The organism is Massilia scottii (genome assembly GCF_030846495.1).
In the GTDB taxonomy this organism is placed as follows: domain Bacteria; phylum Pseudomonadota; class Gammaproteobacteria; order Burkholderiales; family Burkholderiaceae_D; genus Telluria_A; species Telluria_A violaceinigra.
The window spans coordinates 1-17,481 of the sequence record NZ_JAVCWM010000050.1; the positions used below are offsets into that span (position 1 = coordinate 1).

The following is a 17,481-nucleotide window of genomic DNA, read 5'->3' on the forward strand; positions in this document are numbered from 1 at the left end:
ACCGTCTCGTTCGAGACGCCCTTCACAGCCCGCCAACTACTTGATTTCGTTAACGTTTTCTTCGGGGAGGCGAACTATAGCAAACCCTCTGCCAGCTTGGCAAGGCGTTTTATGAAGCCCGCGGCGAGGCGCACATTTTCGCAACGCTTACAGCATCCTCAGGCGCCCCAAGACGTTACGCGTGATGCGCTCCACAACCGTATCGTGCCCGGTAGCAAGGACCTGCGCCCAATCTGTCGTGCCTGCGGTGAAAACCGTCCCCGTGCGTGCATAGATACCCATTGTGGCGGCATGCATTCCCTCCCTTGCCGCAAGTCCGGAACGCACCGGAAGCTCCTGCCAACCCTCACCAAGGATGCTCGCCGCCAGAAGGACAAAACTGGCCGGGGTACCATTCCTGCTGGCCTGCGCAGCGAGCCTGGCGCCTCCATCGGAGCCATCCATGCACGCAAGCTGGGCGCCATCGCACTCGTACCCGACCAGTGGCGGCGATGACTCCGCGCCGAACACATCGCCGTTCTCCAGTCCCGTCCCCGCGAACACCCAATGATCCGCTTGCTGAACCACGTAGCCCTGGGTCGACCGTGGGCCATCCCACCAGCCTCCTCCATGCCGGTAACTCACGCCGGCGAGCGCATCCTCCGGGCGGCTGACTCCCGTGACCGGCCACCAATGGTCGAGCGCGCCGTACGGCCCGCCCTGGTGGCAAACGATCGCGCTCCCCTCGTCCACGTAATGGATGCGCCACCAGCACACGTTCGCTGCGAAGAAAGCGACGTTCCCGCCGCTGCCGATAAAGTTCTCGACGTGGTCGCGCGCATCCTCGCTCCAGTATTCGTCATGCCCTACGCTGAGCAGCAGGCGATATCCGCGCGCCAGTTGGGCCGCATCGTGGTGGATATCCGAATCCAGACAGAAATCCACCCTGTACCCCTCTCCTGCGAGCCAGCGGATGAACGGCGCATCCCAATGAGCGAATGTCTGCCGGGCAGAGCGCTCATCGTAATAGTCGGCCGCACCCCAGGTCTCGCCGCCTATACCGCCACCAGGGCGTAACAGCGACACGCGGGCCCCAGGCGGGGACCTCGAACGCGGCGGATTCATATAAAAACATCCTCCACCACTATAGTTATAGGCGTGAAAGGTCGCCAGCGGAATCTTGTAGAGCACGTCCGCGCCGCCACGCCCCCTTACAACGAACAGCGCGGCCGCACTGGTCAATGCGATATCGAACGACGCGCCGCCCTCTTCTTCCAGATAGGCGAAATACACCGAGGAAGGCCATCCGAGAGGAATCGTAAACTCGTATCGGGGCCAGTGCCAGTCTTCATCAGCGCCCCTGGCCGGAGCGAAGCAGCCAGCTTGCCACTCCGAACGCGACATCAGTTCCGCCCCGTCCCACCAGCGGTAAAACCACACCCTGAAGCGCGCGGCGTCGGTCGACACATGCAGCGCCAGCAGCTCCCCCGGCGTCACGCTGGCGCGCGCAGGATAGCCACGTATCACGGCCGCTCCAGCACATTGCCGCGCAACAGCCCATCCCCATCCCGTTTTCGCACCAGATACGGCGGCATGGCCAGCGCGTGGATTGGCGTGCCGCGGAAAGTCGCCACCGCCTCCGCAGGCGTTTCGACGATCGGTTCCTCCCTGCGGTTAAACGAGGTATTGAGCAGCACCGGCACGCCGGTACGCGCCTCGAACTCGCGCAGCAAGCTGCGCAGGAAAGGATCGTCATCCGGTCCCACCGTTTGCAGACGGGCCGTGCAGTCGACGTGCGTCACCGCCGGGATACGCTGCGCCGCCCGCTCGCGCACAGGAGCGGCGTACTGCATGAACGGTACCGGCCGGCACACGTCGAAGAATTCCTCGGCTCGTTCAAGCAGCACCACGGGCGCGAGCGGACGAAACCATTCGCGCTGCTTGATCTGCGCATTGATATCGTCGCGCATGGCGCCAATACGCGGGTCGCCCAGGATGCTGCGGTGCCCGAGCGCACGCGGGCCGAATTCGCTGCGGCCCTGGTACAGCGCCACCACGCGCGCCTCGCACAGCAGGTCGACCATGCGCGCGCACATGGCAGGCGGATCGTCGATGCGCTCGACCAGCAAGTCCGCGCAACTCTGCGCCGCCGCGTCGATCTGGTCCGGCACCGGTTCCGGCCCCAGATAATCGCTCGTCCAGCGAAAATCGCAGGACGCACCGCCCAGCTCGGCCAACCCGTACAAGGCGCACCCGATGGCCGTGCCCGCGTCGCTAGGTGCAGGTGGAATGAACACGCGGCGAAACGGCGTCTCGTGCAGCAGGCGCTCGTTGGCCGAGCAATTGAGCCCGGTGCCACCGGCGAAACACAGGTTGCGCGCGCCGGTCCGCGATTGCAGCCAGCGCGCCACCTCCAGCAGCGCTTCTTCAAACGCCCGTTGCCCGGCCGCGGCCAGATTGGCGATATCGGCAAAGCGCGCATCGTCCGCCCCGCCATGGCGAAAGCGGCCGCGTTCGGCAAACAGCTCGCGCCAGCGCGCCGGAATCGTCACCTGACCGTCGCGCACATCGAGCGGCGGCAAGCGCAGCGCCGCCGCCTTGCCATGCGGCGCCAGGCCCATGACCTTGCCTTCGTTCCCCTCCCCCGGAAACATCGCCTGCGTCAACAGAAAATAGAACATGCCCAGTCCCACGGGCTGGCGCTCGTCGCGGTTCCACAGCTGCTTGCCGATACATGCCACCCGCTGCCGGTCGGCGCGGTAGAACGAGGCCACCTCGCACCAGTCGCCCGGCACGCCGGCCGCGCCCGCCCAGGTGTCGGTCAGGTCGGCCACGCGGCTGCCCTGGCCATCGATGATCATGACGGCGGCATCCTCGAAAGGGGAAGGATGGAACGCACTGTATACATGCGAGAGGTGGTGCGAGATGCGCGCGCGCCGGCAGCCGGGCGCCAGCGCCAGCGTGGCGGCCAGCTCGCGCTCGTACTCGGCCACCCGGGCGAACTCGGCGTCGCAGGAGTAGCACTCGACCAGGATATCGATGGGCACCTCCAGCCCCGGCAGGCGCGGCCGGTAAATGTTGCGCAGGTCGTCCAGCCGGCCCCAGTGGTGCTTGTGCCGCGTCAGACGCTCTTTCTGGATCGCCCAGGCCAGCTCGGACCCGTGCATCAGGCAAATACTTGCATCCTGCGTCCGGTTAATGCCGAGGACGACAGGCGCGCCGCCGCCCCCGCTTTGCGTAACAGACTGCTTCCACATGATGCCGCCTCCGCTCCAGGAAGTGAGTACACTTCATTGGAGCGGCCGGCGGCAGATAAGTTCAAGATCGATCATGGAAGTTGAAGATCGCTCTAACGCAAGCTGAGCGTCTGGCGTTTCCACGCGGGATCTTGCCAGCGGTAGAAGCCGCTGAGCGCATCGGGCCGGTCCGCGCTTTTCTCCACCGCCAGGGTGTCGATGTCGACGATCTCGAACGTGCGCTTGATGCGTCCCTCGATCCGGGCCTCGCGCGCGACCAGCACCTTGGACGCGCCCGGCACCCAGCCGGCAAATTCGGCGTAACCCAGGGTCGGTTCGATCGGCGCCGGCGGCAGCACATCGATGCGCCAGCCGGCCGCACCCCGATGAAACAGCCACAGTTCGCGCCAGCCATCGAGCGGCTGCACCGCCAGCGCCAGCGCGCTGGCCTGCGCATTGGCGCGCGCCGACGCATTCCACACAATGCCATACGTGCAGCGCGAGGCCAGCGGCGCGCGCTGGCCGTGCTGGGCGTCGACCAGCAGCACGCAGGTTTCGCCCGGCTGGCCGGGCCGCGTCACCACGCTCAGGCCCGCCGGCGCGGCGACCGGCGCCTCCGCCGCCCAGCGCACGCTGCCCGCGCGCACCGCCGCTTCGGCATAAGCGCCGCGGTCTTCCTCCGCCAGTTCGGCCTTGTTCACGCTGGCCAGTTCCAGGATGGCGCGCTTGGCCGCATCCGTCGGCGAGGCACTCTTGCGCGCCAGCTCGAAGGCGATCGAGGACCACACGGCCGCGCGCCGCGTGTACACGCGGTTGCGCACATGCTCGGGCAGGTCCTTCACATCCACCTTGTCGAGCACCTCGGCGCGCCACTGGTCAAGCGCGTTGCGCTGCGCCACCCGCAGCGCCGGGTCGATGCACTCGTCGCGCGTCAACCCCAGCGCCGCGGTGGCGCGCTGGGTCGGGCTGGACGCCATCGCCAGCACGCGGCGGAACGCTTCGCCGTCGTAGCACAGCTGGATCGCGCCTTCGCGCTCGTAACTGCGAATCACCACGCCGTAGTTGGCCACCACTTCCAGGTGCGCCGCCACGACCGCCTCGCTGCGCTTGTCCAGCCGCGAGGAACCGCGCCGCGCCAGCCGTTCGGCCATGCTGCCCAGGGCATCGAACACCTCGGCATCGATGGCGGTGGCCGGCGCGGCCTTGAGAAAGGCCGCCGCATAACCGATGCCGAGCGCCTCCGCGCCCGGCGTGTCGCGCACGAAGCGCACCACGGACTTCAACTCTGGCGCCGCCGCCGGCGCCAGGTCGATCTGGCGCACATGCGCCATGCGCACGTAGCCGGCCCGCTCGCGCCGGTGGTCGTAGACCTGCAGGTAATCCATCCTGGCGCCGCGGATTTCCAGGCTGTCGCCCTGCCACAGCACGGCCTGGGAGGGTGCCGAATCGCGCGGCGCGGCGCGCAGTTGCATCTCATCGCGCGTGACGATGGCAATCGCCGCGGCGGCGGTCAGGGTAGCGAACATGGTTATTATTCCTCGGCTGCGGTGTCGGCGGCCATGGCGCCTGCGGCCGGCGTGCCCTTGCCCTGGCCCTGGCCCAGCAGCGCGGCCCCGATAAAGCCGCCATCGGTCGGTGGTGCGGCGATGATCACCGAGACCTTGTCGGACAGCTTGTCGGCCATGGTTTTCTGGATCAGCAGCGGATGGCGGGTGATCACGGCGCCGTCGCGTTCCATCTGCGCGGTGCTCACCTTGCCGACCACCTCCTGGCGGTACGCTTCGGCGTCGGCCAGCTTGCGGCGCGAATCGGCTTCGCCGGTCGCTTCGATCACGCGCGCCTGGGCCGCGCCTTCGGACGTCTTGATGCGCGAGGTCTTTTCGGCTTCCGCTTCCAGCCTGCGCTGCTCGATCTGCTTCTGCTTGAACGGCAGCACGTGCGCCATGGCCTGCTCCTGCGCCCTGGCGGCGATAATCTGCTCGTTACCGGCCGCTTCGGCCGCTTTTTCGCGCTTGATCTTGTCGGCGTCGGCTTCGAGCGCGGTCTGCTTGACCTGTTTTTCCTTCAGTTCGAGCGTGTAGCGCATCTTCTCGGTCTGCAGTTCTTCGGCCAGCAGCGTTTCCATCCCCGCCATGTACTCGCGCGGCAGCGTGATTTTGCCGATCGTGACATGGCGCAGCAAGATGCCGTCGGCCGCCAGCTTGGGTTTCAGTTCCGCTTCGATCACCTGCTGGATTTCGGCGCGCTTGCTGGAAAAGATCTCGCGCACGGTGTAGCGCGTGACCACCTTGTAGATCACGCCCTGCACCGCCGGGTCGATCACGGCGGCGCGGATATCGTCCGGCAGCGTTTGCGCCACCTTGACCAGTTTGGCCGGATCGATCGCATAGCGCACGCTCAGGTCCACTCCCAGCGCCAGCCCTTCGACCGACTGGTAGGGCTGTTCGCCGCTGCCGGCCGCCTTGTAGATCTGGTCCAGCACCGGCAACTGGCGCAGTTCATGCACGCCGGGTATCAGCACCACGGTACCGTCGCGTACCACGCTGGCCGCGCCGTTCAACTGGTTGAGGCGGATGCCGACATTGCCGCGCTCAATCTTGGCCACCGGAGGATGCTTCACCAGCAGATAGCCGGCGCCGCCGATGGCGCACAGCGCCAGCACGCCGCGCAGGCCCGGGCGCGCGCCGGAACGCGCCACCGCACCCGCGCCCGCTGCGCCCTTTGCCAGCACCGCGCGCACCGCCAACACCACCTTCTTGATCCGATCGGACATTTGCCTCACCTTTTCAGTTTGCCGGTCCTGCACCCGCATGACCCTGAAACGTATCGTGCCCGCCATGGGGTGGAAGTATCAATGCGCACAGCTGGCCAGAACCCTCACCGCGCGGAGCATTCGCGGCGCCCTGTGAAGAAAAGCTCACAGGCCCCGTATGACTTTTCGGCCAAAAGCGTGGATACTGGCACCCTCACCAATCAGCAGGAGCAGCACATGCCCAGAGTGGCCGTCATCGAGGACGACCTCCCGACCAGTAACCAGCTGCGCAGCTGGATCGAGGCGGCCAAGCCGGGCATCGTCGTCGACCAGTGGTTCAGCCGCGACGAGGCCGAGGCGGCGATCGCGCGCGAGCGCTACGACCTGGTGGTGCTCGACATCGAGCTGGGACGCGAGCGCCATGCCGGCGTGGCCATCATCAACGCCATCAACAAGAAGCACGCGACGCCGGTGCTGGTGGTGTCGGCCATGCCGGCCACCATTTACCGCAGCATCATGAAGGCGCTCGACGCCTGGGACTATCTGCAAAAGGCCACCTTCGAGGAAGCCGACTTCACCGATACCTTCCTGGAGATCCTGCGCGCGGTGAAAGAGCGCGACAAACCGGCCCAGGGCGCCGACGAACTGGCCATGGACCCGCTGCGCCAGCGCTCGCCCACCTGGCGCGGCCAGCGCATCAACCTGCCGCTGACCGCGCAGCGCATCCTGGCGGCCCTGTTCGCGCGGCGCGGCCAGGTGGTCTCGTACGAGGAGCTGTACGAGGTGGTCAAGAGTGGCCGCAACCGCGACAATATCCGCAAGCACGTGAGCACCATCCGCGACGCCTTCCGCGAGATCGATCCGGCCTTCGAGTGCATCGAAAACGTGCCGATGCGCGGCTTTCGCTGGGCCGACTAAGTGGCGCCGCGCCGGCTCTGGTTCGTGCCCTACCGCCTGCGCATCCTGCTGCGCGCGGCCTTCCTGCTGCTGGCGCTGGCCACGCTTGGCCTGGCGCTATCGGTGCTGCAACAGGAAAAGCAGCTCAGTTACACCAATTACCAGGCCAGTTTCCGCAAGACCGGGGAGCAGATCAGCGCCACCCTGCGCCATCCGGCCGGCCAGCTTGCGCTGCTCAATCCACCGTCGCTTGGCGCGGCCGCACCTGGCCTGCGCCCGCTGCTGCTGCCGTTTCCGGCGCTCGACTTCGACGACCAGCAGAAGGTGCAGCAGGCGGTGGCCATGTCGGGCTGCATGCGCCAGTTCGGCCCCAGCGCCAACCTGTGCGCCGCCATCGGCAACAACCCCTGGGCCGGTGGCTTCATCTACGTGGCCGGCAGCGTCGACCTGGCCCGCCTGGTCTCGCACCGCAGCGGCGACGAAGTGCTGAACCAGTCGCACCGGGTGCGCGTCACTGTGTCGCTGCGCGGACGTACCTATCAGTGGATCGCCCCCTTCGAGGCAGACCCGCGCCAGCCGAGCGGCCCGTACGCGCCCCTGCGCGGACGGCTGACCGGCTTTAACGCGGCCGACGAAGGCCGCAAGCACACCCGCCCCGTGAAGGACTTCCGCGGCTGGATGTGGCAGAACGCCCAGTGCAACGAGCCCGCCGCCGGCGCCAGTCCGGACACCTGCCTGCGCAATGCCTTCTTTTCGGTGCGCCTGCCGGTCAGCGTGCTGCAGGAAGACCTGTTCGGAGACGACAGCGCACGCCGCATCTGGCCGCCGCCCGATCTGGACCGGATCCGCGTCAGCGTGGTGCTGCTCGCCCCCGGCGAAGGGGCGGTGGTGCTCGACAGCGACAAGAGCAGCGCGGCGAGCGGCTTTTCGCTGGCCGACCTGGCGCCCATGCTGCTGCCCGGCGAAACCCTGCGCATCGACAAAGTCGCCGCCACCGGCGCTGCCTCGCTGATCAAGCTGGCCGGCGCCAGCGGCACCGAGGACGCGTCGCAGCACTTCCTCACGGCCCTGATCCGGCGCCTGCCGGTCGACACCTACGACACCCCGCTGGCCGCGACCCACCGCATCGCCACGCCGCTGGGCAGCTACGACGTGGTGCTGGCCGGTGACGTGCGCAGCGTCAGCCAGAGCTTGGGCGCGGTGGCCAGCCGCATGGCCTGGTTCGTCGGCGCCATGCTGCTGGCGCTGATGCTGGCGTGGCTGGTGATCGAGATCGGCATCATCAGCCGCATCAAGGAACTGATCGAGCGCGCCGATTCGGTGGCGCGCACCGTCAAGGAGCGCGGCGACGCTTCCCAGCCAGACCTGTCGGACCTGCGCGGGGAAGATGAACTGGGCGTGCTGGCCACCTGCCTGCACGACCTGCTGCGCCGCGTGCGCGAGGATGTCGAGCGCGAAGCCATCCGCGCGGAACAGGAACGCGACATGTGGCATGCGGTCGGCCACGAGATCATGTCGCCGCTGCAGTCGCTCATCGCCCTGCACGGCACCGATGGCAACCAGAGCGCGCGCTACGTGTTGCGCATGCAGCAGGCGATCCGCGTGCTGTACGGACGCGCCTCGCCCAGCGAAGCGTTCCAGTCGACCGTGCTGCAGGTAAGCGAAATCGATCTGACGGCCTTTTTGCGCAACGTGGCGGCCAATGCCCCCTGCGCCGGCATCACCGATGTGGTCTTTCACGGCGCGCCGCAGGCGGTGCTGGTGCGGGCCGACGAATATTCGCTGGAAGACGTGGTCACCCATGTGCTGGTCAACGCCCAGCGCTACCGCCTGCCCGGCACCAGCATCGACATCACGCTCGAGGCCAGCGAAACGAGTGCCGGCGTTACCATCGCCAACCGCGGCCCGACCATCGCCGGCGATGTCATCGGCACCATTTTCGAGTACGGCGTGTCGGACCAGGAGGAAGCGGGCGCGCACGGCAACCGCGGCCAGGGCCTGTTCGTGGCCAGGACCTACATGGCGAAAATGGGCGGCACCATCGTCGCCAAAAACCTCGATGACGGCGTCGCCTTCGTGCTCACGCTGCAGCGCGGCGCCGCCTAGATCTTCATTGCCTGATTTACAAGCAGTTCTGCCGCGGGTTACTATTGACCTCTATTCAATCATGGGCAGACGCGGTGAGACTGATTCGTACAACCCGCCTGGTACGCAGGCAAAAACACAGCGTGGTCGAGTGCGAAATCGACCTGTGCGAACTGCCCGATGGCGCTGACCGCTACCTCGTCAACGTGCGCCAGGGCCGCCGCGGCGACGAGTGGCGCGAGACCACGCGCACGCCGCAGCCGGTCGGCCAGCCGGTGGCGGAACGCCTGTTTGCCCAACTGCTGGCCGAACGCCAGGCGCAGGGCTTCAGCGACGCGGCAGCCCTGCCGCCCGCGCGCCTGGACGACGCCGCACCAAAGGTGCCGGCAACTGCCGAACGGCGCGCCGCCGACGCCGTGCTGCTTGGACGGCTGGACGCCGGCGTCTGGCGGCGCCTGAAAGACCAGCAGCGCACCCGCACCGCATGGCGCATCGGCGAACGCCGGCTGGCCGCCGCGGTGCCGCTGATGGTCAGCCTGATCGGGCGCGGCACCTCCGCACTCGATTACTGCCTGGCGTGGGCCATCGGCCGCTGTGGCGACACCGGCGCCACCCACGCGATGCTCGAACTGCACGCACGCGGCAGCAGCGATGCGGTGCGCCGCATCGCCAGACAGGCGTGGCTGCAATTGGCCGGGGAGGCAGCGCTAGCCCAGAACGCCGCGCGGCTGACCGGCGACTGGCCTGCGCAGCTGCGCCAAGCCTGGGCCGCGCGCGACGAGGAAGCGATTGCGCAGTTGTGCGCGCGCCCCGATCAATGGACCACGCTGTCGCTGTCGGACTGGCTGGAACAGCTCGACCAGGTGGCGCTGGCCGATCCGCTGGCGCGCAGCATCCTGCTGGCGCAGCTGCGCCAGTTGCCCCTGCGCGCGGGCACGTTCCGCGCTGTGCGGCATCTGTACAAGGCTGCCGAAATGCGCGACGACGGCGAGCTGTTTGGCCTGCTGCAGCAGCGCTTCGACATCACCGCGGCCCAGACCTCCAGTACGTATGTGCGCATCGACCGCAAATGGGTGCCGTACGCGGAAATGGCGGCCCGTCCCGACAGCACCGTCGCGTACAGCACGCGCACGCGCGCCTACCTGCGCCTGCGCGGCTGGCGCACGCTGCGCCGTCTCGGCCAGGATGACGACCCGGCCTTTGTCACGATGGCGCTCGGCGCGTTGATGGCGATGGATGACGCCGACTCCGGCCGGCCCTACACGCGCGAGGGCCGCTATTTCATGCGCGCCAACCGCAGCTACGACACCTACAGCCACTGGACCATGTTCAACCGCCTGCTGCGCAGCCATGGCGCGTGGACCGGCAACCGCAACGGCAGCAGCTGGTTCCAGGTTGGCCCGATCGTGCCCGCCAACGGACGCGAAGAAGCGTTTCCCGCGCTGTGGGATGCACGTCCCGCCGCCCTGCTCTGGCTGATGCAGCGCAGCCGCTGCGAGGGCGTGCACGCCTTTGCCGCGCGCGCCCTGAGCGACAACACCGCCTTTTGCGACCGGATCGCGCTCGACGAACTGGGCGCGCTTTTGCGCAGCCCTTACAGCGCGACCGCCAGCTTCGCCTTCCAGCTGTGCCGCCAGCGCTTTGCCGATGGCGTGCCCGATACGCACTGGCTGCTGTTGCTGCTGCAATCGAGCCTGCCGGAAGCGCGCACCTTCGCGCTCGACTGCATCAGCCGCGCGCCCGATCATTACTGCGCCGACGCGCTGCTGGTCGCCGCCCTGGCCTGTTCGCCCGATGAAGCGGTGCGCCGTCATGGCCGCATGCTGTGCCAGTGCGCGCTGGCCCTGCCCGGCCAGGCCGACGTCATCGTCCTGCTGCTGCTCGACTGGCTGGACAACTGCGGCGACCTCGATCAGGCCGAACTGGTGGTCCCGGCCATCGCCGCCGACCTGATATGGCTGCTCGACCGCCCCCTGCGCGCGGCCGCGGCGCAAGCGCCCTACGCGCGCCTGCTTGCCCTGCTCACGCACCGGCTGGCCAGCGTGCGCATCGCCGCGGGCGAATGGCTGCTGCGCCATGCCGAGCCGGCGGGTGCGATCCCGCCGGCCACCCTGGCGGCGCTGCTGCAGGAAGCGGATGCGGGCGTGCGCGCGGTCGGCATCAAACTGTTCAGCGCACTGCCGGAGCACATGCTGGCAAGTCAAGCCTTGCTGTTCGCCGTGTTCTGCACACACCCGGATGCGGACGTGCGGCGCGCCATCGACGGCGCCTTGCAGCGCATCGCGCCAAGCGACGCCACGTTCCGCGCCACCTTGCTGCCGCTGCTGCTCGATACCCTGTTCCACAGCGAACCGGCCGAGGGCGTGCACGCGGACCTGATCGCATGGATCCTGGGACCGCTCAATTCGGGCGCCGATCACCTTGACCGCGCGCTGCTGGTGCGCCTGTTGGCCGCGCGCAGCAAGGGCGCGCAACTGCTCGGCGCGCAGATGCTGCCGCGCTTCGCCAACACGCAATTTGGCGTGGCCGAATGGGCGCAGTTCGGCCGCAACGAAAACGCCAGCGTGCGGCGCTGGGCGTGTGCGGCCTTTACCGAACACGCGGCCCTGGTGCGCACCCAGATGGAAGCGGCGCTGCGCCTGCTCGACAGCACCTGGGACGACACCCGCGCGTTCGCACGCGAGTTCTTCAGCACGCAATGCACCACTGAAGACTGGAATCCTTCCCTGCTGGTCAGCCTGTGCGACCATCTCGATCCCGAGGTGCAGCGCTTCGGGCGCACCATGCTCACGACCCATTTCGACGTCGCCGACGTCACCGAATACATGCTCAAACTTAGCCAGCATCCGTCCGCCAACATGCAGCTGTTCGTCAGCGGCTGGCTCGCCAGCGCAAGCGCCGGCGACCTGTCGAAGCTGGAACGCCTCGAACCGTACTTTTTGAACGTACTGTCGCAGGTTAACCGCGGCCGGGTGGTCAAGAACCGCGTGCTCGACTTCCTGCGCGCGCAGGCGCAGGCATCGGAGGCGATCGCCGCTTTTGTTGCGCGCCTGTTCGCGCGCCAGGTGCTCACCGTCGCCATCGCCGACAAGGCGCAGTACATCGAGGGACTGCGCGCGATCCAGGAACGCTTCCCGGCCCTGCCGGCGGTGATGACGATCGAGCCGCCGCGCGCGCACGCGGCCCTGCGGGGACCACAATGAAATTCGAATACCGCTACTACGGCGCCAGCACCGTCAGCAACAGCGCTTCAAGCACCGAGATGCGCTTCGCGCCCGACACCTTGCGGGCGCCGACCCATTTTGTCGCCCAGCTGAACAAGCACATTCCCTTCCGCGAAGCCATCTCCGCACTGCACGACGTGGTGGTGGCCGACCAGCGCTACCAGCCACCCGACAAGACCGCGTACCTGGCATGGCGTGCGCAGAACGAAGACCCGGCGCTGGCCGAACTGATCGACCGCAACGCGGACCTGCGCGCGCGCATGGCGCCGCTGAGCGAGGAACTGAAGGCACTGCGGGCGCAAAAGAGCATCATCCTCAAGCCCTTCGCCGCGGCCCAGGCAAAATACTTCGACTATATTTACAAGGCCAATTTCGACGCCTGGGTGGTGCTCGACCCGGTCATCACGGTTCATCCCGACCGCGTGTTCTTCGAGTGCTTCAGCCGCGACGAATCGAGCTACGCCTCGCTCAGCTGCAGTCACAATGTGTTCGACCGCGTGGGCGACTTCGCCTGCGGCACCACCAACGTCGACTACTCCGAAGGCCTGTACGGCGAATTTCAGAAGATCCGCGACTATAAGACGACCCGTCTGGCGATCGATCCGAGCGGCTTCCAGGTCGCCACCGCCGGCGATCCATCGTTCAAGGAAGAGAAGATCGACGTGCCGGAAACCTGGGTGCGCGGCTTTCTGCAGGTGAGCAGCGCAATGAACCTGCCGGCGCGCAGGCTCGATCTGCATCCGATGGATGTGCATAATTTCTGCCACCTCCTGCGCCGCAAGAAGGAACGCGTCGGCCCGCGCTCGATCCGCTTCGTGCTCACGCCGGGTGAACCGATCCGCGCACTGTTCGAGCCGTGGAACGATGAACTGGTGTGCCGCCGCTCGATCTACCAGGGCAATGCGGCTGAAGAAATCCGCATCTGGGGGCGGCGCCGCCTGATGCTGCTCGAACGCCTGATCCCGGTGGCGCACAGCTTTACCGTGCACCTGATGGGCAGCGGCATGCCGAGCTTCTGGATCGCCAACCTGCCGGACATGCAGCTCACGCTCGGCCTGTCCGGCTGGACCGCCAACGACTGGGCGCGCGCCGGTCAGTTCGACCTGCTGGCGCCGCGCGGCGCCGTCGACGACGATAGCAAGACGCGCGTTTTTGCCGCGCTGGGACAGCGCTGGTTCGCCACCGCCGACCAACTGGCGGCCGACACCAGCCTGACGCGCGCCATCGTCGAAAGCGCGCTCACGTTGTACACCCAGGCCGGACGCGTGATCTACGACCTGACGCAGGGCGTATACCGCCTGCGCGAGCTGTCGCGCGAGCCTTTGCCGCTGGACGTGCTGCGCTTTGCCAGCGAGATCGAAGAAAAGGCGGCGACCCTGCTGGCGGTGCAAAGCCTGAGCGAACAGGCGAGCGAAGCGCAAGCCGATGGCGGCCTGCGCCTGCGCGCGCGCAGCAAGGAGAATGGCCGGCCGTACCAGGTCATGCTGCGCCTCGACGCCGACCGGCGCATCGTCGATGGCAGTTGCGAGTGCAATCACTTCACCCAGAACCGCATGCACAAGGGGCCGTGCGTGCACATGCTCGTGCTGCGCATGGACCAGGCCAGGCGCGACGCAGCGCCTGGCGTGTAATGCGCGGCCTCGCACCTTTACTCAACCACGTATTCCAACCAATGCTTGAGGAGCCCGGAATTCACCTGTTATACTCGCATCAACAAGCACGGCGGGATGGCTCTTGCAAACCGGACGGCGGATCGCCGTCCACGTTGTCAGCTCTTCCCACGCGTCACTGGCACGCTCTTCACTGTGCCGTACCTGCACCAGTAGCGCGACACGGTTTGGCTTCCCTGAAGCCGATCAGCGCTACTGGTGCGGTACGGCGTCGAGTGGAGCGCTCCAGTCCTGCAGGCCCTTCGATGATTATCCTGCCGTGCTTGTGTAGTTTGCGTTTTCCCGACAGTGTTTTCCGTGCCGCTCCTTGCGAGACCAGGACACGATGACTTCCCCTACTCCCTCTCCCTCCGAACTGACGCGCGCGCAGTTGTACGAGCGCATACGCGCCAGCTCCAAAGAAGAAGTCGTGCTGACCGAGATGCAGCGCCTGGGCTTCTGGCCGGCCGACAGCGGCAAGCCGTCGGTCGAAGCGGCACTGATCCGGCGTGAAACGGAGCTGACGCAAGCCTTGCAGAAGCTGGGCAGCGAGCTGCATCACCTGCAAAATCCCGAGGCGGCGCTGCGCTTGCTGCGCAAGGAGCGCATGGCCAAGGCCAAAGCGCGGCGCGAGGAAACGCGCCAGAAACGCGCACTGGTGCGCTTCGAGAAGGCGCAAGCGTGGCGCCAGCGGCGCGAACACGAGGTGCTGTACCTGGGCGCGGGCGTCTCGGGGGGGCTCAGTCGCGCCGACAGCGACGCCGGAAAACTGGCGGGGCTGGCCATGCCGGTTCTGCACAAGGCGGACGAACTGGCGCAGGCGATGGGCATCACGCTGTCGGAGCTGCGCTTCCTGGCGTTCGAGCGGCGCGTCTCGCGCATCAGTCATTACCGGCGCTTCGCGATGCCCAAGAAAACCGGCGGCGAACGGATTATTTCGGCGCCAATGCCGCGCCTGAAACGCGCCCAGTACTGGGTGCTGGACAACGTGCTGGCGCGCGCGCCGCTGCACCCGGCGGCGCACGGCTTCGTGCCGGGCCGCTCGATCGTCAGCAACGCGGCGCCGCACGTCGGCCAGGCGGTGGTCATCAATCTGGACCTCAAGGATTTTTTCCCATCGATCGGCATGCCGCGCATTAAAGGCGTGTTCGCGCAGCTGGGCTACAGCGAGCAGTTGGCAACCATCCTGGCGCTGCTGTGCACTGAAGCGCCGACCGACGAAGTGCGCATCGATGGCGAGACGTTTTTTGTCGCGCACGGATCGCGCGCACTGCCGCAGGGCGCGCCGAGCAGCCCGGCGCTGACCAATATTTTGTGCCGGCGGCTCGATGCGCGTTTGCAGGCTTGCGCGGCCAAGCTGGGTTTCAAGTACACGCGCTATGCGGACGACCTGACGTTTTCGGGCGATGCCGAGGCGCGCAAACTGGCCGGCAAGCTGCTCTGGCGCGCCAAGCAGATCGTCATCGACGAGGGCTTTACGCCGCATCCCGACAAGCAGCATGTGATGCGCGACGCGCAGCGCCAGATGGTGACCGGGATCGTGGTCAATCAAAAGCCCTCGCTCGAACGCGAGACCCTGCGGCGTTTTCGCGCCACGCTGTTCCAGCTCGAAAAGGATGGCCCGGAGGGCAAGCAGTGGAACGGCAACACCAACGTCATCGATGCGCTGGAAGGCTATGCGCAGTTCATCCGCATGGTCGATCCGGTCAAGGGCTTGCCGCTGCTGGTACGCGTGCGCGCCGCGCGTGCACGATGGGGGGCGGCGGGCATCGACATGAAGCTGATGCAGTCGAAACGCAGCAGCGCGTTTCGGGCGCTGTCGGCCCAGGGCAAGGCGCCTTGGGATGGATGGTGGCAGGCCACGCTGGCATCGGCGCCGGTGCTGGAGAAAACCGCCGCGCAGCTGGCGCTGGAGAAAAAGGCGCGCAAGGCGGCCGAGGCGCCGGCGGTGCCACCAGCGCCCGTCAACATGAAAAAGCCGGCGGCTGCACAAACTCCTGTTGCGGCTCCTCCCGCGGCGGTTCGTCCGCCGCCGGCAAGCGATGCTCCCGCCAATCCGGCTCCTGTCGCCAAGCCGGATGGCGATAACAATTTTCAGGTGGCGATCGCAGTGCAGGTTGCGCTGATTTGCGCTTTCGCGCTGGCCTCGCAGCGCGTGCTGCCGTCCGTCTGCATGGCCGTGATCGTGCTGCAATCGGCCATGTTGCGCAAGCCGCGCTGGGGCTGGTTCCTCTTTATTATCCTGATCTGGAGCGCGGTGACGCTGAAGTGGTAGGTCAGCCGTGTTTGCGCAGCGCCACCGGCGGTGCCGGCGCTACCGGCTCCAGCTCCGCAACAGCGGCCGGTTTCAAAAACCGGGCGGCCATGCGGGTCAGCAGATCACGCGTGGCACCACCGAGCTTCACTTCCAGATAATGGTGCGAGAGCGCCGCGACCGGAACCGAGAACAGGGTCGTAATATATACACGTGCCCACGGATTAGTGGGGACGCCATGCACGTCCAGCCAGCGGCTGAGTACGAACTGAACCAGAATATGGAACAGGTACACCGAATAGGAAATGGTGCCCAGCCAAACAACGAAGCGCGGCGGCGTCAGGCTGACGGTTTTGCTGGTCAGCGCAATGCACAGCACCATCAAGGCAAGCGGCCAGCCCCATTTCGTCGGGCCGTGAAAGTTCGCCTCGGTGGCGAAATTGCACCATAAAGCAAAGCCGATACTCACCCACATCAGGTTCAGGCACAGGATGCGATTAGTCAGTCGGATCCTCGGCGCCAGGTAGATATGGGCAATTGCCACGCCCGCCATGAAATCAATGATGATCGAATTGGTGATCAGGTTGAGGTAGGCAAAACGGAAGTTGAAGTTGGTGCGCACGTGGAAGGCGGTGTTTTGCTCGATGATCGGAATGGCGATCACCGTGGCCAGCATCCAGACGCACAAGGCAACCCAGCGCAGGCGCCCAAACAGCATGCTGATGCAAAAAACCGCGTAGAAATAGACTTCAAATGCCAAGGTCCAGGCCAGCGGCAGGGTAAAACCGAAGAAGGGTACGTCCGAAGGAATGGGCGGAACAAGCAGCAGACTTTTGAGGAATACCGCCACGTGGCCAGGCTCGGCGAAATACACCATGCCATCCTTGACCAGCATGACATACAGAATTGTGGCGATGGCATACACCGGCCAGATACGGGCGAAGCGCTTGATTGAAAAATCGATGCTGGAGGCGATACTCCCATCCGACTTCTGGGTGGTGTACACCATGATGAAGCCGCTGATGATAAAGAACAGATCCACGCCCATGGCGCCTGGACCGAGCCAGATATCGACCATCCCCCAATCCGGCGTGTTAAGCAGGAAGTAGCGCGCGTGACTGAGCACCACAAACACTACGGCAATTCCCCTGAGTGCCTGGATCCAGTCGAGCTTTTGATTTACAAGTTTCATGCTTATCCGTTTCGTCTGCAAAGCGCACTTTACAAGCTTGACGTCCTTTTAACAATGGCGGAAGTTTAACGTTTATAGCACACGTTGAAGTGATTCATTTGCAAGAAGAGAGCGGATGCGAGCTGTTAACGGAAAATGTAAATACGTGAATCGCCCAAATTGGGCCATTTGAGGACGAAAAAAAACCCGCATGGCTTTCGCTCACACGGGTTC

10 protein-coding genes are annotated in these 17,481 nt (G+C 66.1%); 5 read left to right on the forward strand and 5 right to left on the reverse strand.

From position 1 onward, the window contains the following. Positions 1-147: 147 nt before the first annotated feature. From RBA41_RS32775 to RBA41_RS32790, 4 genes are all read right to left on the reverse strand, one after another. A complete protein-coding gene (locus tag RBA41_RS32775; RefSeq protein WP_306628533.1) occupies positions 148-1,506 on the reverse strand; it encodes a N,N-dimethylformamidase beta subunit family domain-containing protein in 1,359 nt (452 codons plus the stop codon). Continuing rightward, entirely contained in the window at positions 1,503-3,236 is a 1,734-nt protein-coding gene (locus RBA41_RS32780; RefSeq protein ID WP_306628534.1) for a carbamoyltransferase family protein, read from the reverse strand. The genes RBA41_RS32775 and RBA41_RS32780 overlap by 4 nt, the downstream gene beginning before the upstream one ends. A 92-nt stretch (positions 3,237-3,328) precedes the next feature. Next, on the reverse strand, positions 3,329-4,741 hold the full coding sequence (locus RBA41_RS32785) for a hypothetical protein (protein WP_306628535.1): 1,413 nt from the start codon (positions 4,739-4,741) through the stop codon (positions 3,329-3,331). A gap of 5 nt (positions 4,742-4,746) precedes the next feature. Next, on the reverse strand, positions 4,747-5,988 hold the full coding sequence (locus RBA41_RS32790; protein WP_306628536.1) for an SPFH domain-containing protein: 1,242 nt from the start codon (positions 5,986-5,988) through the stop codon (positions 4,747-4,749). Positions 5,989-6,204: 216 nt separating this feature from the next. Between RBA41_RS32790 and RBA41_RS32795 the strand changes: the two genes are divergently transcribed. The 5 genes from RBA41_RS32795 (at position 6,205) to RBA41_RS32815 (ending at position 16,097) form a co-directional block, all read left to right on the forward strand. Continuing rightward, entirely contained in the window at positions 6,205-6,885 is a 681-nt protein-coding gene (locus RBA41_RS32795; protein ID WP_099874135.1) for a response regulator transcription factor, read from the forward strand. A gap of 24 nt (positions 6,886-6,909) precedes the next feature. Then, positions 6,910-8,970, forward strand: coding sequence for a sensor histidine kinase (locus RBA41_RS32800; protein ID WP_306628537.1), 2,061 nt, complete (start codon positions 6,910-6,912; stop codon positions 8,968-8,970). Between the two features lie 74 nt (positions 8,971-9,044). Next, the gene (locus tag RBA41_RS32805) at positions 9,045-12,152 is read left to right on the forward strand and encodes a hypothetical protein (RefSeq protein ID WP_306628538.1); all 3,108 of its coding nucleotides are present in this window, start codon (positions 9,045-9,047) and stop codon (positions 12,150-12,152) included. Continuing rightward, the gene (locus tag RBA41_RS32810) at positions 12,149-13,804 is read left to right on the forward strand and encodes an SWIM zinc finger family protein (protein ID WP_306628539.1); all 1,656 of its coding nucleotides are present in this window, start codon (positions 12,149-12,151) and stop codon (positions 13,802-13,804) included. Before RBA41_RS32805 ends, RBA41_RS32810 begins: the two co-directional genes overlap by 4 nt. Positions 13,805-14,168: 364 nt before the next feature. After that, positions 14,169-16,097 (forward strand): reverse transcriptase family protein, encoded by a 1,929-nt coding sequence (locus RBA41_RS32815; RefSeq protein ID WP_306628540.1) that lies wholly within the window; start codon positions 14,169-14,171, stop codon positions 16,095-16,097. Between the two features lies 1 nt (position 16,098). Here RBA41_RS32815 and RBA41_RS32820 read toward each other — a convergent pair whose 3' ends face one another. Continuing rightward, positions 16,099-17,289, reverse strand: a complete 1,191-nt coding sequence (locus RBA41_RS32820; protein ID WP_306628541.1) for an acyltransferase family protein — start codon at positions 17,287-17,289, stop codon at positions 16,099-16,101. Positions 17,290-17,481 lie beyond the last annotated feature (192 nt).

What these genes read in the sequence shown, in the direction of transcription:
- RBA41_RS32780 (WP_306628534.1), bottom strand. Translation starts at nt 3,236, where the DNA reads ATGTGGAAGCAGTCTGTTACGCAAAGCGGGGGCGGCGGCGCGCCTGTC.
- RBA41_RS32785 (WP_306628535.1), bottom strand. Translation starts at nt 4,741, where the DNA reads ATGTTCGCTACCCTGACCGCCGCCGCGGCGATTGCCATCGTCACGCGC.
- RBA41_RS32790 (WP_306628536.1), bottom strand. Translation starts at nt 5,988, where the DNA reads ATGTCCGATCGGATCAAGAAGGTGGTGTTGGCGGTGCGCGCGGTGCTG.
- RBA41_RS32795 (WP_099874135.1), top strand. Translation starts at nt 6,205, where the DNA reads ATGCCCAGAGTGGCCGTCATCGAGGACGACCTCCCGACCAGTAACCAG.
- RBA41_RS32810 (WP_306628539.1), top strand. Translation starts at nt 12,149, where the DNA reads ATGAAATTCGAATACCGCTACTACGGCGCCAGCACCGTCAGCAACAGC.
- RBA41_RS32815 (WP_306628540.1), top strand. Translation starts at nt 14,169, where the DNA reads ATGACTTCCCCTACTCCCTCTCCCTCCGAACTGACGCGCGCGCAGTTG.